Consider the following 15,603-nt stretch of genomic DNA (forward strand, 5'->3'; position numbering starts at 1 on the left):
TGGGAGATAAACAAAATCCCTTATTCCTTTTTCTTTGATTACTTTAATCTGCTCGGGCACTAGTTTGTAGGAGAAAAAGAGGAGTTTTTTCATAATTGTTAAATTTTAAAAAGTTCTACTTGTTTTAAAAATTCATCTTTTATTATTCGCTTTTTTTCTTCATTTAAATATTTTATATATTTATCATGATCTTCAAAAGTTTTATAAATATAAAAATTATTATCATTAACAAAATAGAAAATTCTATACGGATTATCTCCATTATCATATACATAGTGACCATTTTTTAATTCAGTTTTATTTTGATAGTTCCACTGAAATTTGTTTTTAAGAATATCTATTATGTGTGGTTGTTTTTTAATCTCATTATAAATATCGTCAGTAGTATAAAAAATAAAATTTTCTCTTTTATACTTATCCCATAAAATTTTTCCAAGAGGATTTAATGCAACAATATCCTCTTCTATTTCTAATAAATTTTTACATTTTTTAAGATATTGATAATTTAATTCACTTTTATTTAACAATAAATTTGCGTCAATGATACAAAACTCTTTCCAATACTTATCAAAAAGTTTTTCATCAATACTAATTGGAATTTGTGGAATTTCTATTAGTGCATCAGTAAACTCAAATATATAAAAAATTGGTATTTTATTAACCTGTCCAAATATTGTCATATAAGGAATCACACCTTTAAATCCACCAGTTACATTAAGCACCATATCTCCAAAATATTCTCCATTTGAACCTATTTGATTTAATCTATTAAGAAGATTAATCAAACCTTTTTTATATCTCTTATAATCTGCAACTTGCAGATCTTTAATAATATTTTTCTCATCAAAATTGACTCTATAATTACTATTTTTCTCAATTAGCTCTTTTAATATTTCGCTACATAAAGGAGATAATATAGAGTCTGTAGCAATAAGTTCAATATCAATTGAAAAATTTTTAAATTTTTCATTTTTTTGTATAGCAATAAGACTTTTTATTTCTGCTGAAGTTTTTTCATCAAAAGTAATATTTTCTTTTATAAAATCTTTTAATGCATTAAACTCTTTAGAAAAAGATTCTTTTTCCCTATAGTCCTTCTTAAAAAGTTTAGAAAAATTCTCAAGAGCTTCTTTTTCACTTTGTATTAAATTACATTTATTTCTCAAAGGGTTAATAATATTAGTTACCAAAGATGTCCCTACAGTAGTAACTATTTTCATGGTTTTATCTCCAACTTAGTCCATCCTAATTGATTTTTATCCTCATCACACCAAGTTGAAAGTTGATAAGCAAAATCTTTTTTTACTTTCTTACCTTTTTTATCTTTTACATCAACTTTTATTTTTCTTTTGTTCTCTATTGTTTTGGCACCAGCACCTGAATGTTTACCAATTTTGATTAAATATTCTTCATATTCTGGTATCTTTATACCTTGCCACCACTCTCTTTTTCTCTCAAAACTGTTTATTTTTTGATAATAATCTTTTAAACAAGTTTTGATAAATTCAAAATCAAAATTTTCCGGTACGTGTGAAATCTTTTTTAATAAATTTTCATTTATATTTATTGTTCCTTCAAATTCTCCATTTTTTACCACTTCTAATATTACTGGTATTAATTGAAAATCTTCTTTTCCTTTATTGAAAGGTTGAATTATATTTTTCTCAACATTAACAGGTTTTAAATCACTAATGCTTAAAACTTTTAAAAAGTCTTTTGTAGCATCAAATTTATCTTGATTACAAAAAATTTGAGCCATAAATTTATTTTCATTTTGAATATCTTTTAAATCTTCATACTTTTGATTAAAAATATAGTTTGCAACTGCTGTTCTTATTGCTCCCTTAATACTACTTCCGGGAATATATACTTTTTTATAAACATCTTTAATAAATTGATTAATCGGTGCTCTAATATCTCCCCTTTTTGATAAATACTCTTTTGCATTTGGTTTAAGTTTAATCTCTTCTAAAAATTCTTTTGCATTTTTTCTATAGAAACTAACAATTTTTTGTGAATTTTCGCTAATTTCTAAAAAATTTTGATAAAGTTTTTCATCACTTAACACTCTTTTATTAAACTCTATATCATTAATAATTTTAACACTATTATTTGTAATTAGATAATCATAAGGCCAATAATCTTCCCCACTACCAATATGAATAGGAGTTTTAACTATCAATCTTATTTTAGCTTGCATCTTTGACTCCAAAATAGATTCCTATTGAATAACCACTATGAAAATAGCCTTTTTTATTAAAAACCTCTTCTTTAGCTGTTCCATAAACTTCATTAAACTCTTTTATCAAAAAACTTGTTCCAGGTAAAAACATAATTACAGGATTTTTAAATGGATGATGACTTGCTAAATAACCCCCACTTTTTGGAAATTTGGTGATTTTTTTACCAAAAGAAAGTTGAAGTTTTTTATCTTTAAACATTGTAGAGAGATTTAAATAAAAATTTCTATTTTCTTTTGGTTTAAAAAACTTTTTCTCTTCAAAATCTTCAAAGATTTCAATTCCAAATTTTCCTTTACCGCTACTTTTATCCTTTCCATATCCTCTCATTCCAATAAATTCAAATACTTCTTTAATTTCTTCTAATGAAATTTGCCCTTCATCAAACTTTGCATAAATCTCTATTGCAAAATTTTCTATATAAAAAATCTCATTAATTGCATAAAGTCCTTTTGACGTTCGATTAAATCTTCTATCAATTGAGTTTTTTAAAGTAAGAGTAGTTTTTTTATCTTTTTCATATTTGAATTGTTCCTCTTTAAATTTTTTAAAAATTACTTTATCCGTTAAATTATCAATATTTTTAAATATCCAATTTTTAGGGATAAAATTTGTTTTTTTATATTTTTTATTTAAATCCATAAAATTTGGCGGAATCAGATAAGAAGATAAAAAAGGTTTTGGTAATTTTCCTTTATCAAAACCATCACTAAAAACTATAAAAGGCTTTGATTGAAAATTTTTTAATAGTTCTTTTAACTTACCCTCACCATACTTATAAACTACTCCCCAAGCAAAATGACCAAATATTGTATCACTTTGCAATGGAGTAATAAAAGGTGTTTTAAGTTTCAAAACAATCTTAATTATTTTCATTGCCCAAACCTAACTCTTTTTCAATTTCTTTAATATCTATTAATTTTTTATTATCTAAAAATTTTTCATCAATCCCTTCAATATCAAAAAACTCTACTTTTCCATATCCTCTACTACTATTTCCACCAAGTGCAGTAAGTTCCAAAAGTTTCATTCCAAGAGCTAAATAATTAAAATTATTTTTATCATCTTCATTAAATACCATATAAGTTAAATAAAACTCAAATTCAGCTCCAGCTGGCACTCTTTCAATCTGTCTTAATCCACCCCTTCTAACAGTTCCACTAAACCTGTCTATAATAATCTCATATTTAGATTCAGTTAATGCATTAACGCTCATTAGCTGTTCTTTACTCTCTTTTGTTAAATAACAATCATAAAAACTCACTTTTGTCGGACCTATATCTTTTGCAATGTCTTCATTTTTAATAGTTGCACCATTTCCAAATATTTTAGCGATTATTTTAAAATTTTTTAATTTTTTATCATCTTCATAAATCCATTTATCATCTTTTTTATCTTCAGTTGGTTTATTCACTTTTGTTGGTGAGCCATCTACAATAGTGCCAAGTCTCCATTCAAGCAAAGTTCTCATTTTTCCTTTTATACTACTTCCTGGGATATATGGTTCATTTGTAATTGGATTTTTAATTACTGGCGTATCTATTCCACCTATTTTAATTTCATCATTACCTGCACCAATATGAAGCCCAGTTAATACTTTTATTTTTCCACTAATTTGTTTAATCTCTTGTAGTTTCATTTTCCATCCTTTTTAGTTTTCATTAATTACACCTTTTGCATATGCAATAACTGCTTCAAATAAAGAAACAAAAATTGTAAATTTTTCCAACGATTTTTCTAAATCTTTATCATACCCCTCTACTATGTAATCAATGTTTTTATCAATGAATCTTTTAAAATTTGTATTCATATTTTTCTTTTGATAGGCAATATTTGCTTTAGCTTTTTCCATCTTTATAAGAGGTAAAAGTTCTCTAAATTTTTGTAACTTTTTTTCTTTATAACTTATAGAGTTTATTTGAATCTGATAATTTAAAATCTCATTATAAAATTTTCTCATCTGATTTATAGAAATCTTTCTTTTATTACTTTGATCATCATAAGTAAGATACTTGATACATTTAAAAACAATTTTTTCTGCTATATCACTAAATAAATCTACTTTAATTTTCCCATCAACATCAAAATAATTTACTTCCCATTCAAAATCCCCACATTTCATTTTTTTATCCTTTTTTTCTATTGCTTTTTTTATTTTTTCAAGTCCTTCCATCTTTAATCCTTTTTATATTTTCTCTTAGAATAGAGGTATAAATTTAGTGGAATTTTTAACTTCTCGCCCCACTTTTCTATCCAATCTGCAATTTGCAAAGCTTCATTCCATTTTCTTTCTTGCTCTAATTTATTCTTATCTTTTACACTATTTTTTAAATAATAATTAAATAAGGCTTTCCAACGTGCATTTTCTATTAAAACTTGAGAATTTACATTTTGCATATTTTGCAAAAAAATTAATGTTTGTTGCATATCGATGAAAGTATAAACTTTATATAAAAAACTCTCACTTAAATAATCCATTTTTTTAAACTCATCCTCTAATGCATAAAGCTCTAAAACTTCCTCATTACTTACTTTTATTCCAAAAATTACAGAATTATTTTTATTAAAATCTTTTGCTTTATTTAAATCCTCTTCTGCAAACTCTGCCATTTGCATTATTGGAACATTAGCAGATATGAATTTAATTGCATAACTTAGATGAAAGTCACTATTTTGTGTGAACTTTTTAAAATCTATTATAAGTTCTTTATGCAAAGCAATAATCTCTTCATAATGGCCAATTAAAAAAAGATCATCTCCACCAGCAAATACGGTATAAATATTTTTATATTCTTCTTTTTCTTCTTTAATCTTCTTTTTCAAAATTGAAGTAAAATAGAAATCTGTAAATCTTGATAAACTCATTATTCTTGAAAATGTAGCTTCATCAAAAATTTTTTCATTTTTTACTCTTTTAATTGGAATATAATCATTTTTTTCATTTTTTCCTTTTTTAAACCCATATATAAAAATTTGCCCCAAATTATCCACATCAGCCTTTAAAATAGCCAAATATTTTCGTCCATAAAATCCATCATCTTCTTCTTTTAATCCCTCTACAGCTATATGATAAAAGCTTTTTACATCTCCTTTTTTTAATCTTTCATCAAACTTTTCTTCAATAAGTTTATATCTTTTATCATTTTCATCTTCTATCAAAGGGACATAATTAGCAACTCTTTTATATGCAAAATTATCATTTTCATCCATAGAAAAATAGATTAGATTATGATTTTGTATATCATTTACAAAATCAAATGCATCTATTAGATCTTTTGATAAATCTATTTGAATATATTTTTTCTTCGTAAATTTTTCACCTATTTCTTTAAATTTTTTACAAAACTTACAAATATAAATATCATCTATTTTTTCAGTTGTTGGCACAATTCCACATATATCACATTTTTCTTTACTTTTAAACTCTTCTATATAGTCTTCAAAAACTTCTATATTACTATCAAATTTTAGTTTTTCTTCTTCAAAAGATTTTGCTAAATTCCAAAATACACAAGAAGCATTATAAGGTCTATTTTGACAATGTAAATTCTTTTCTTTTTCAAATATTTTATTATTATATTGCAAATGCTCATATTTTTCTTCTATAAAAGTAAGTGCAAATTTTGTTTGCAAATAATTTATAGTAGCAAACTGCTTATTTATTTCATCTTTTATATACTCAATAAATTCATCAAAAGTAAATTCTTTATTATTAACTTTTACCTTCTCATATTTTGGTGCGATAATAGTGAATTTTCCTCCAGCACTTAATACAATATTTGTAGGAGGTATTTGAAGTAATTTACATATTTTAAGTGCAATATATTCTGTTGAAAGTGATACAAAAAGCGATTTTGCTCTTAATATTTTTGCTAAAAATTTATTACTTTCTCCAAATTTAGAAAAAATAAAACTCTGAATTGAAGTAAAATCACCTTGTATAAGATAAAATTTATCTTTATTTGTTTTCAATGCAACACTTAAAGCAGAGGTTAAAAGTAAATGATCAAACAGTGATACATCTGGATAAGATCTGTAGCTTGAAGAAGGTATAAAGGTTGTATATTTCTCAAGTAATGACTTAATTTTTAAAAACTCTAAAAAATTATCTTCTTTATTAAAGTTCAATTGCAAATTTTCGGCATCTTTTTTAAAATCATTATAAAGTCGTTGATATTTTTCTTGTGCTTGACTATCTTCTTTTTCTCTATTTGGATAAGCAATATTAGAAGTAAATTTTTGCACAGGAAAGAAAAACTCTTCATTTTCATTACATAAAGCTACTTCACTAAAAATTGACATTAACTTAGTCTTTTTAAAATTGGAGCTTTCTCCTTCTTTTCTTTCAGCACTTGCATATCTATCTGCAAGTTGAATTATTTTTTTATCATCATTTAAATTATTTTCATGATGAGATGATGCAATCTCAACTAGATTCTCAATGCCAACTAATCCCATCTCTTCAATAGCTTTGCTCGTATGAGCCGCATGAATATATGAGCATTTTTGTTCATTACATAAAGCAAAAGTCATATCATGATCATCTAAATCCTTTTTACCTGTTCTTTGTCTAAACTTCCCAATATCATGTAAAAGTCCCGCAAGTGCAATTAAATCAACATCTCTCATCTCACATCCTCTACTTCAATTTTCCCTAGTCCAAATGTCCCAAGCTTCCCCACTCCTACAATCTCACCATATTTTAAAAATTCATACGTTTGTCTATCAAGTCCATCAACAACCATTTCTCCTACTATGCCTCCAATTTTCATTTTTGTTTTTTGTCTATTGGAATATCTTGCAAAATCAACAAATCTCAAATCTTTTTTTATTACTTCTGGAAAATTTTCTATCTTTTCATCAATTCCATCAAAAAAGAGCCTCTTTTTATAAATTGAAACTAAAATATCCTTTATATCAAGCTCACTAAGTCGCAAAAATTTTCCCTCCCTCTTTAATCTAAGAGGCGTTACAAATCTTATCTTTACTTTTGGACAAAATTCGTCGCATTTAAAATTTTTTGGCTCTGTTTTTATACTCTTAAACTCATTTTCAAACACAACCTCACTACCTAGATAAATCTTTTCTATCTCATATTTTTTTCTATTTGCCCCAAGTCCTTTTTGCGTTAGCATCCTATAAAGAGCACTTAATACATACGGATACTTTTGACACGCTTCATTAAAAAGATACAAGGAAAAATCAAGTTTTTTTGGCTTTAGTGTAAAATCGAATCTAAACTTGTGAAATCTATTTTTCTCTTCATAAAACTCATAATAAAGACAATTCTCTTTTGCAAAGCAGGTTGAACATTCAAAAGAGGGATTTATGCAGACTACATCTTTGAGATTCACTCCAAAAGCACCACGTAGCATGGAGCCTATAAAGGGAGGTAATTGTGCAAAATCTTTTGATACTACATCTATTTTAAAATAGTTCAAAAACTTACCTTTAAATCTACAATTAATTTATTTTACATTCAAAAAAGTTATATTAAACTTAATTTATGAATACCCTTATAATGTATGATATAAGCTGTGACAAAAAAAGAAACAAAGTTGAAAAGCTCCTCTCTTCATATGGTTATAGGGTCAACTATTCTGTCTTTGAAATTTCAGTGCCAAAGCATCAATTCAAAAAACTTCTTCAAAACCTAATAAAACTAACTTCCAAAGAGGATAATGTAAGAGTCTATATCCTCACAAAAGAGGTATTAAAAAAATCTTTCAAACTCCACTCAAATGAAGGGATCTTTACAGATGAAGAGCTATATTTTTAATAAAACTTTTGAAGATATTTTCACAAAAGAGCGAATTGCATATGAGGCAAAAAGAGCCGGATTTGATATACCATATAAAAACTTTTTTAATTTTGCACCGCACAAAAGTTTTTTTATTCCAAAAAACTCAAATGGAATGCGCCAGATTTCAGTTCCAGATACAAAAGCCAAAATCATTCAAAAAATCCTGCATGATGAACTCACTTCTGTTTTGAGATTTAGTGACAGAAACTATGCATACCAAAAAAATAAATCGCCTCTTAAAGCCATCAATAGAGTTAAACATATTATAAAAAATTACGAATTCATACTCAAAGCCGATATTAAAGATTTTTTCGACAGTATTGATCACGATAGACTCCTTGCTAAACTTTCAAAGATTATCAAAGATCCTAAAATCATATATCTCATCGCTCTTTTCCTCAAAAATGGCTCACTATTTCATAATCAATGGATTGACAAAACTGAAGGAGTTTATCAAGGTGATGTTTTAAGCCCGCTACTATCCAATATTTATTTGCACAAGTTTGATATGAAACTCGAAAATGAAAATATAGAGTTTGTCCGTTTTGCTGATGATATGATCTTTTTTGCCAATCCCTACAAAGAAACTAAAAAGATTTTAAATTTCATAAATCAACTATTACAACAAGAAAAACTCTCTTTACATCCTGATAAACTCTATATTACCCATAAAAACAAACCTTTTGAATATTTAGGAGTACTTTTTGACATCCCTACTAACAGCTACTCCATAGAAAATGAAAGACTTATGAGCAAAATCTCCACCATCTCAAAAGAGACAAAAAATCTTGACCTCGATCAAACTATTAAAAAACTTAATGAACATATTGAAGGATTTTTAAACTATTATGCAAAGATAATCAACAATACAAATCAATTGGAACTTCTGCAAAAAAGAGCCGATGAGATCATCATAGCAAAAATCATAGAGGCAAAACAGAATAAAACCATAACACGCAAAAGCGATTTTTTGCAAAAACTATCTTCTCTTCTTGCCTATACAAAAACCTCTCCTATAAATTTGGTAAATCATGCATACGAACAACTCAGACTCAAAAGTCCAAAAAAAGCAGCGTATAAAACTATTGAACAAAAAAAGAGGGACTTTTTCAAAAATAGTCTTAAAACTACAGAACTCATCATCTCAAAACCAGGAACCTATCTCTCTTTCTCGCAGGGAAAAATTTCTATCAAAACCCACGATGCACCCATCAAAAGAATCCCGTTCAAAAAACTTCGCCGTATCATTATCCTTACAACAAGAAGCTCTCTTTCTACATATCTCATCAAAAAATGCGCCGAAGAAAAAATAGATATAGATTTCATTGCAGAAAATGAACCATACGCTCTTCTCACATATCATAAAACAATAGCTAAAGAACTTCATATCAAGCAGCTTAAACTCATCTTATCCCCAAAAGGTTTACATTACACCAAAAATCTTTATTATGCAAAAGCAAAAAATCAAAGGAATTTGTTAAAATATTTCAATATAAGAAGAAAAAATGAAAGTTTGCAAAAATATATTGAAAAAATCACTCTTCTTATTCCCAAAATCAAAAATGCAAAAGATAGCAAAACCATTATGGGCATAGAAGCACAGATTAGTCAACTCTACTGGAATGGCTTTAAACTTATTACCAATTTACCATATTTCCAGCGAACTCACAAAGATTCCAAAGATCCAATAAATCAAGCTCTAAATTATGGCTATGCAATACTCTATAACAGAATCCAAGCAGCTCTTATCAAAGAAGGATTAAATATCTATTACTCTTTTTTACACGTCACAGATTACCGCAAGCCTACACTGGTTTTTGATATGATAGAGCCTTTCCGTCAACCTATAGTAGATCGAGAAATCATCTCAATAATCACCAAAAACCAAACAATAAAACAAAAAGATGGTAGGCTTACTTCAAATTCACTCAAACTCATTATCCAAAATATCCAGGAGCGTCTTGCATCATTCACCAAAACAAAATTTGGCAAAACCACCTATCTCAATCTCATCTATTTTGAAGCTAATGCGCTCAAAAAAGCAATAGAAAATGAAGATCCAAACCATACATTTTTTATAGCAAAATATTAAAAACAATATTAGAACTTTTTTCATAATCATAAGATAAGATTGAAAGCAAAAATTACCATTTTATGGAATTATTACTTTTTCTGATAGTTCTGATTTCAGGGATTATTAAGTATTCATCAGCAGATGTTAGAACTTTTAGCTAATTTTAAGTTTAAAAAGCCTTATTTTATGGGCTATATTATTTGCAGACTTCTAACATCACATTTTCACAATAATTTTTTTTCAATGTTAGAACTTTTTTAAAGTCAAAAATCCCTTATTTTAGGGGCTTTAAGTTAAAATTAAGCAATTTTTACATATGATATCTTAATAGATGTTAGTATTTTTTGGATATTTGAAAACTCGCTTGTTTTAAAAAGGTAAGTTTTTAAAAAGTCTCGTTATTTGGGTTATTTACCTATTAGACCCGATTTTAAGGGGATTGAGACAGAAAGAGTCTCTAAGAGACTCTTTTCTCTCACCTTTACCCTCTATTTACCTATTAGACCCGATTTTAAGGGGATTGAGACATTTGAAAAGCCCTTTAATGTCGGGCTTTACTAATTCACTATTTACCTATTAGACCCGATTTTAAGGGGATTGAGACTTTAAAAAGAATAACACTGCTTCGCCTCTCATTTTTACTATTTACCTATTAGACCCGATTTTAAGGGGATTGAGACACTTTACTTCCATGTCCCGGGTAAGGTTCCCAACTAAAATAAATTTACCTATTAGACCCGATTTTAAGGGGATTGAGACTTAATTTTAATATTGTAGTCGGTGATGTACAAATTTATTGTCATTTACCTATTAGACCCGATTTTAAGGGGATTGAGACTCAAAACCCGCAACCTTAACATCTCCGTAAATCTCATTAAGATTTACCTATTAGACCCGATTTTAAGGGGATTGAGACCTTCGCTAAAATCGTTCCCGTAAGAGGGGGCTTTGGCGTATTTACCTATTAGACCCGATTTTAAGGGGATTTTTTTTCGGTAACCGGGCGTAGGCTATGGTCGCTACGCTCCCATAAACGCTCGCCGTGCGAGCCTGAAAAAGCCAAGCAGTTGGCTTTTTCTTTACGGCTCTCCCCTATTAGACCCGATTAATAAGTTTGTGGTTAAGATAGATCCTTCGCTTGTGTTCAGGATGACGAAGAGAAAAGCTCAGGATGGTAAGACGTCTATTTTTAAAAATATATCTTATAGACAATTTATGACGCTTTCAAGATGTATCCTTTCAAAAAAAGAAAGGATACAAAATGCGAGAATTTCTCTATTTGTTAGGAGGCGCCAGCGCTTTTGTGGCAATGTTTGTCTGGAGAACTTTTTTCTTCGTGAGTGCCATTGTGATGGCTTATGCTTTTATCAATAAAAGTTTGGATATAGGTGATGCGATCATGATGGTTTTGGGATATGCTTTAGTGGGTTTCGCGTGTATAATCATTGGAGGCTTGGCTATGATGTGGGCAGAAAACATGAAAGGTGGAGACCATTTTAGTCATTGAGAATTTTGGGTATATATATGAACTTTCATACGCCTTTGGATCTATGTGGCGATTATGTTCTCTTGACATACTCCCCATGTATTTTTTTTGGGGGGTTCAGGTAATAACAGCCTATGGCATAGGCTATAAACCTGGCGTAGGTTATGCAAACAAGCTTGCATATACGCCCATATTGGATCTTTTAAAAAGTAGTCAGCTACCCCACGCCTAAAGGCGGGGGAGTAGCTGACCCAAATATTCATTGCTAACGATTTTTAAAATCCATTCTACATCCAAATTCACTATCAAGTAAAAGATTCACTTTTTTCATTTTTTTATCAAACCCTCGGATTTTGACTTCTATTTGCCCATTTTTTAATAGCTCTTTTGCATCTTTTTTGGTTAGCATTTTGCCTCCAAATTTTTTGATACTATCTTTAAATATAGCAAACTCGCACCCCTCTTCCCATTTACTACATCCGTAACTTAGTGGATACTCCACTATATCCGCTCCACACACTGGGCAACTCCCAAGTGATTCTGCTGCAATACCTGCTGTAAAATCGACTTGTGGTAAAAATTTGCTAGCTTTTTGCACAAGCTCCACCCAAAAGAGACGCTCAATGCCACTACTTATTTTAAAAGAGAGTTGGACTGAACCCTTCAATAGTGCTCGCATCTCTTTGGGAGTGATAGTTGGGTGTCCAAGATGAGACAGGGAGCTTTTGCCGATGCTAAAGTCACACCCTTTTACAAATCCAGCGCACCCATAAAAGCTTCCTCTATCTACAACAGCCTTACCGCACTTTGGACACTTTCCAACTTTAGATTGCATCAAGTTTTGCTCTTAACCTCTTAATAAACTCTTCCATCGAAGGGATCTGCACATTGCCTTCTCGCTGCTTCTTGCCCCAAAGAGGCTCTGGGAAGAAGCTGTCATTTTCAAATCTTGCCTGTATGTGCCAGTGGACTTGCGGCACATAGTTGCCAAAGGAGGCGATATTAATTTTATCTGGCTTAAAATAGTCTATCATCTCTTTTTCTACAATCTCTAAAGCTTTGTAGATTGCCTCTTTAGTCTTCTCATCGCACTCGCTCATCTCTTTGCATCTTTTTTTGGCGAAAATTTTCAGCCACGGAACTTCACCAGGCTCACTTTCAATAGTGATATACTCATTTTCATAAATCATCCAAACTCCTCTTTTCAACAATCTCTTCGCTTTTACTTTCTCCATAGGGAGCAAAAAGTTTTTAAAAATTAAATATAACATTTTTTCTTTTTAATATCTTTTTAAGTAATATCTATTACACTTTTTATTGTAACATGAACCCTAATTACAATCTTAGCTACAAAGGAAAAAAATGAGAAAAATATTGATACTTATATTAGCATCTCTTACACTTTTTGCCTCTATCAATTGGTATACAGATTTCAATAAAGCATACCAAGAATCACTTGCAACCAACAAACCTCTTTTTGTCTTTATTGAACGACTCAATCCCCCCTGTCAGTGGTGTCATAAAATGAAAACTACAACACTTAAAGATCCAAAAATCATCGATTTTATCAAGAAATATTTCATAGCTGTCAAACTTGATCGCGACACTAGCGACTATCCTGATAAACTCTATCCAAGATATGTACCAACAATTTACATCATTCAAAAAGAAAAGGTCATTAAACGTATCATTGGCTACTGGTCCAAAGAGGATTTTTGGAGTGATTTAAAAGATATTGAGCGAACTTTGCATAAATGATTAAGAGGATCAGTTTTAAAAGTATAAAGCTCTTTACACTTGGTCTTTTTATTCTTTTTGTTACACTTTTTACTGCATTGATTGTATATGAAGAGTACAATGAATTTAAAAAGGAGATTGCTCTTTTTGAAAAAAATTTCATCAATAAACAAAAAGAGCTCGTCAAAAAAGAGACGCTTCGCGCCCTTCGCTATATATCTTACAAACACCATGAAGCTCCAAACAAACCCCTCGCACAACTCCAAAAGGAGATAATCGATGCTATAGAGTATATGAGAAACGAAAGAGATGGCACAGGATATATATTTATCTATACATTTGACGGAATAAATGTTGCAGATCCAATTTTAAAACAAAATAAAGGTAAAAATCTCATCAACTTTACTGATCCTACTGGGAAAAAAGTGATAAAAGAGCTTATTGAAGTCTCAAAAAAGCCTGATGGGGGATTTGTACAGTACTACTGGAACAAACCAACCACAAATACTCTTGCTCCAAAGATAAGCTATGCAAAAGCATATAAACCATTTAATTGGATGGTAGGTTCCGGTGTATATCTCGATGAAATTGAAAAGATGATTCGCCAAAAAAAGCTAGCCTACCGAGACAAAATGGTGAAGTACATCATCAACATTCTCACACTCTCTTTTATGCTCTTTTTTGCTACATTCGTAATTTTACGCTACACCTCCAATCTCATTGAGCGCTCACTGCAAAAGATTAAAATACGAACACAGGATGCTGCTAACCATGGAACCTATATCTATGCCCAAGATCTTTTATTTAATGAATTTAAAGAGATAGCAGGCTATACCAACAAAATGATAAAAATCATCAAAGATAGAACAAAAAAGCTGCAAGAGCTCAATAGAACACTTGAACTCAAAGTCTTACAAAAGACACAAAAACTCAACCAACAAAACGAAGAGCTTAAAAGAAGTAAAGAGTTTACAGAAAAGCTCCTTCACGATCAAGATCGTTTCTTAAAAACCGCCATTCATGAGATCAATACACCTTTAAGCATCATTCTTACAAATATCGATCTTTTAAAAATGGAAAATATCAAAAACCAAGAGCTTACCAATATTGAATCTGGTATCAAAATCATCCACAATATCTATAATGATCTGGCATATCTACTGAAAAAAGATAGAGTCGAATATAAAAAGGGCTTCATTGATGTCTCATCATTTTTAGAGCAACGAGTGGAGTTTTTTACTGAAGTTGCCAAAGGGAATCATCTACGCTTTATCACTAAGATTGAGCCAGATATCACTCTTTTTATTAACGAGATAGAGTTACAACGCATCATAGACAACAATCTCTCCAATGCTATCAAATACTCCCATATCAATACAGCTATTACTATCAAACTCTATAAAAAAGATACAATAGTACTCGAGTTTTGGACTGAGTCAAAAAAAATAGAAGATAAAGAGGCTATCTTTAAGCAGTTTTACAGAGAAGATAGAGCTAAAGGTGGATTTGGACTAGGCTTAGCCCTTGTTAAAGAGATCTGCGATAAAAACGGTTGCACCATTGAAGTAGACAATGATGGAAAATATAATATATTTCGCTATATTTGGAAGAGACAATGAAAATACTTTTGATGGAAGATGAGATAATTTTGTGCGATTCGATAGAGCGCTACCTTGAAAAGATCGGACACCAGGTCACAACTGCATACGATGGACAGCAGGCATTCGATCTTATTCAACACAATTCTTATGATCTTTTAATCCTTGATATCAACGTTCCCGATATCGATGGATTTACTTTGATGGAGCTTTTGAAAGAACACAAGCGCTATACTCCAGTTATTTTCATCTCTTCTCTCACAGATATTGAAGATATTACAAAAGGTTTTGAACTTGGATGCAAAGACTACATCAAAAAGCCCTTTCATCTCAAAGAGTTGGAGCTTCGCATAGAAAAGCTTGCCATCCAAGACAAATCCCATGTCGTTCTTTCAAAAAGCTACAGCTACTCTTTTGAGCAAAAAACGCTCTTTTTCAATAATACCCCTGTAACCCTTTCCAAAAGACAGCAGCAAATCATCGAACTCTTAGCAAAAAATAGAGGCATCGTGGTCAATTACGATATGTTTCGCGAATATGTATATACAGAGGAGTTTGTGGATAATCCCACAATTAGAGCAGAAATCAGTAGACTCAAAAAACAGCTCAAGGAAGATTTTATTATTAATGTACGAGGACTTGGATACAAAATAGATAAATAGTTT

Annotated in this window: 15 protein-coding genes and 1 CRISPR repeat array; of the genes, 6 read left to right on the plus strand and 9 right to left on the minus strand. The window is 29.9% G+C overall.

Features of this window, described 5'->3' with window-relative positions:
* Positions 1-98 precede the first annotated feature (98 nt).
* The 7 genes from NITER_RS05785 to cas6 are packed head-to-tail and all read right to left on the minus strand — an operon-like array spanning position 99 to position 7,681.
* On the minus strand, positions 99-1,220 hold the full coding sequence (locus tag NITER_RS05785; RefSeq protein ID WP_084275437.1) for a hypothetical protein: 1,122 nt from the start codon (positions 1,218-1,220) through the stop codon (positions 99-101).
* Positions 1,217-2,200, minus strand: coding sequence for a type III-A CRISPR-associated RAMP protein Csm5 (gene csm5 / locus NITER_RS05790; protein ID WP_143779632.1), 984 nt, complete (start codon positions 2,198-2,200; stop codon positions 1,217-1,219). Before csm5 ends, NITER_RS05785 begins: the two co-directional genes overlap by 4 nt.
* Entirely contained in the window at positions 2,190-3,116 is a 927-nt protein-coding gene (gene csm4, locus NITER_RS05795; RefSeq protein WP_084275435.1) for a type III-A CRISPR-associated RAMP protein Csm4, read from the minus strand. Before csm4 ends, csm5 begins: the two co-directional genes overlap by 11 nt.
* Complete coding sequence (gene csm3, locus NITER_RS05800) at positions 3,103-3,879, minus strand: type III-A CRISPR-associated RAMP protein Csm3 (protein ID WP_084275434.1); 777 nt, start codon at positions 3,877-3,879, stop codon at positions 3,103-3,105. Before csm3 ends, csm4 begins: the two co-directional genes overlap by 14 nt.
* 12 nt (positions 3,880-3,891) lie before the next feature.
* Positions 3,892-4,413 carry a type III-A CRISPR-associated protein Csm2 gene (gene csm2, locus NITER_RS05805; RefSeq protein WP_084275433.1) on the minus strand — a complete coding sequence of 174 codons (522 nt, stop codon included), beginning with the start codon at positions 4,411-4,413 and terminating at the stop codon, positions 3,892-3,894.
* Between the two features lie 2 nt (positions 4,414-4,415).
* Positions 4,416-6,869, minus strand: a complete 2,454-nt coding sequence (cas10, locus tag NITER_RS05810) for a type III-A CRISPR-associated protein Cas10/Csm1 (protein WP_084275432.1) — start codon at positions 6,867-6,869, stop codon at positions 4,416-4,418.
* On the minus strand, positions 6,866-7,681 hold the full coding sequence (gene cas6, locus NITER_RS05815; RefSeq protein ID WP_084275431.1) for a CRISPR system precrRNA processing endoribonuclease RAMP protein Cas6: 816 nt from the start codon (positions 7,679-7,681) through the stop codon (positions 6,866-6,868). The genes cas10 and cas6 overlap by 4 nt, the downstream gene beginning before the upstream one ends.
* Positions 7,682-7,746: 65 nt before the next feature.
* Between cas6 and cas2 the strand changes: the two genes are divergently transcribed.
* The 3 genes from cas2 (at position 7,747) to NITER_RS05830 (ending at position 11,624) form a co-directional block, all read left to right on the plus strand.
* Positions 7,747-8,019 carry a CRISPR-associated endonuclease Cas2 gene (gene cas2 / locus NITER_RS05820; protein WP_084275430.1) on the plus strand — a complete coding sequence of 91 codons (273 nt, stop codon included), beginning with the start codon at positions 7,747-7,749 and terminating at the stop codon, positions 8,017-8,019.
* Positions 8,000-10,135: a CRISPR-associated endonuclease Cas1 gene (cas1, locus tag NITER_RS05825; RefSeq protein WP_159445315.1), complete on the plus strand. Its 2,136-nt coding sequence runs from the start codon at positions 8,000-8,002 to the stop codon at positions 10,133-10,135. Before cas2 ends, cas1 begins: the two co-directional genes overlap by 20 nt.
* Positions 10,136-10,526: 391 nt before the next feature.
* Positions 10,527-11,109: direct repeats of the CRISPR family, unit length 37 nt; unit sequence ATTTACCTATTAGACCCGATTTTAAGGGGATTGAGAC.
* 269 nt (positions 11,110-11,378) lie between these two features.
* Positions 11,379-11,624, plus strand: a complete 246-nt coding sequence (locus NITER_RS05830; protein ID WP_084275428.1) for a hypothetical protein — start codon at positions 11,379-11,381, stop codon at positions 11,622-11,624.
* A 244-nt stretch (positions 11,625-11,868) separates the two neighbouring features.
* Here the strand turns inward: NITER_RS05830 and NITER_RS05835 are convergent, their stop codons facing one another.
* Both NITER_RS05835 and NITER_RS05840 read right to left on the minus strand, forming a co-directional pair.
* Positions 11,869-12,438 carry a hypothetical protein gene (locus NITER_RS05835; RefSeq protein WP_143779631.1) on the minus strand — a complete coding sequence of 190 codons (570 nt, stop codon included), beginning with the start codon at positions 12,436-12,438 and terminating at the stop codon, positions 11,869-11,871.
* Positions 12,428-12,793 carry an HIT family protein gene (locus tag NITER_RS05840; protein ID WP_084276575.1) on the minus strand — a complete coding sequence of 122 codons (366 nt, stop codon included), beginning with the start codon at positions 12,791-12,793 and terminating at the stop codon, positions 12,428-12,430. The genes NITER_RS05835 and NITER_RS05840 overlap by 11 nt, the downstream gene beginning before the upstream one ends.
* A 172-nt stretch (positions 12,794-12,965) precedes the next feature.
* On the opposite strand from NITER_RS05840, the gene NITER_RS05845 reads away from it, so the two are divergent.
* Genes NITER_RS05845 through NITER_RS05855 form a run of 3 tightly spaced genes read left to right on the plus strand, consistent with a single transcriptional unit; the run spans position 12,966 to position 15,600 of the window.
* A complete protein-coding gene (locus tag NITER_RS05845; RefSeq protein ID WP_084275426.1) occupies positions 12,966-13,361 on the plus strand; it encodes a thioredoxin family protein in 396 nt (131 codons plus the stop codon).
* Positions 13,358-14,959, plus strand: coding sequence for a cache domain-containing protein (locus NITER_RS05850; protein WP_084275425.1), 1,602 nt, complete (start codon positions 13,358-13,360; stop codon positions 14,957-14,959). Before NITER_RS05845 ends, NITER_RS05850 begins: the two co-directional genes overlap by 4 nt.
* Positions 14,956-15,600, plus strand: coding sequence for a response regulator transcription factor (locus NITER_RS05855; protein ID WP_084275424.1), 645 nt, complete (start codon positions 14,956-14,958; stop codon positions 15,598-15,600). The genes NITER_RS05850 and NITER_RS05855 overlap by 4 nt, the downstream gene beginning before the upstream one ends.
* Positions 15,601-15,603: the final 3 nt, after the last annotated feature.

The organism is Nitratiruptor tergarcus DSM 16512 (assembly GCF_027946175.1).
GTDB classification, from domain to species: Bacteria; Campylobacterota; Campylobacteria; order Campylobacterales; family Nitratiruptoraceae; genus Nitratiruptor; species Nitratiruptor tergarcus.

Excerpts from the sequence above, each read along its gene's own strand:
- cas2 (WP_084275430.1), top strand. The coding sequence starts at position 7,747 with ATGAATACCCTTATAATGTATGATATAAGCTGTGACAAAAAAAGAAAC.
- csm5 (WP_143779632.1), bottom strand. The coding sequence starts at position 2,200 with ATGCAAGCTAAAATAAGATTGATAGTTAAAACTCCTATTCATATTGGT.
- csm4 (WP_084275435.1), bottom strand. The coding sequence starts at position 3,116 with ATGAAAATAATTAAGATTGTTTTGAAACTTAAAACACCTTTTATTACT.
- NITER_RS05835 (WP_143779631.1), bottom strand. The coding sequence starts at position 12,438 with ATGCAATCTAAAGTTGGAAAGTGTCCAAAGTGCGGTAAGGCTGTTGTA.
- cas1 (WP_159445315.1), top strand. The coding sequence starts at position 8,000 with ATGAAGAGCTATATTTTTAATAAAACTTTTGAAGATATTTTCACAAAA.
- NITER_RS05845 (WP_084275426.1), top strand. The coding sequence starts at position 12,966 with ATGAGAAAAATATTGATACTTATATTAGCATCTCTTACACTTTTTGCC.
- NITER_RS05855 (WP_084275424.1), top strand. The coding sequence starts at position 14,956 with ATGAAAATACTTTTGATGGAAGATGAGATAATTTTGTGCGATTCGATA.
- NITER_RS05785 (WP_084275437.1), bottom strand. The coding sequence starts at position 1,220 with ATGAAAATAGTTACTACTGTAGGGACATCTTTGGTAACTAATATTATT.
- csm3 (WP_084275434.1), bottom strand. The coding sequence starts at position 3,879 with ATGAAACTACAAGAGATTAAACAAATTAGTGGAAAAATAAAAGTATTA.
- csm2 (WP_084275433.1), bottom strand. The coding sequence starts at position 4,413 with ATGGAAGGACTTGAAAAAATAAAAAAAGCAATAGAAAAAAAGGATAAA.
- NITER_RS05840 (WP_084276575.1), bottom strand. The coding sequence starts at position 12,793 with ATGATTTATGAAAATGAGTATATCACTATTGAAAGTGAGCCTGGTGAA.
- NITER_RS05830 (WP_084275428.1), top strand. The coding sequence starts at position 11,379 with ATGCGAGAATTTCTCTATTTGTTAGGAGGCGCCAGCGCTTTTGTGGCA.
- NITER_RS05850 (WP_084275425.1), top strand. The coding sequence starts at position 13,358 with ATGATTAAGAGGATCAGTTTTAAAAGTATAAAGCTCTTTACACTTGGT.
- cas10 (WP_084275432.1), bottom strand. The coding sequence starts at position 6,869 with ATGAGAGATGTTGATTTAATTGCACTTGCGGGACTTTTACATGATATT.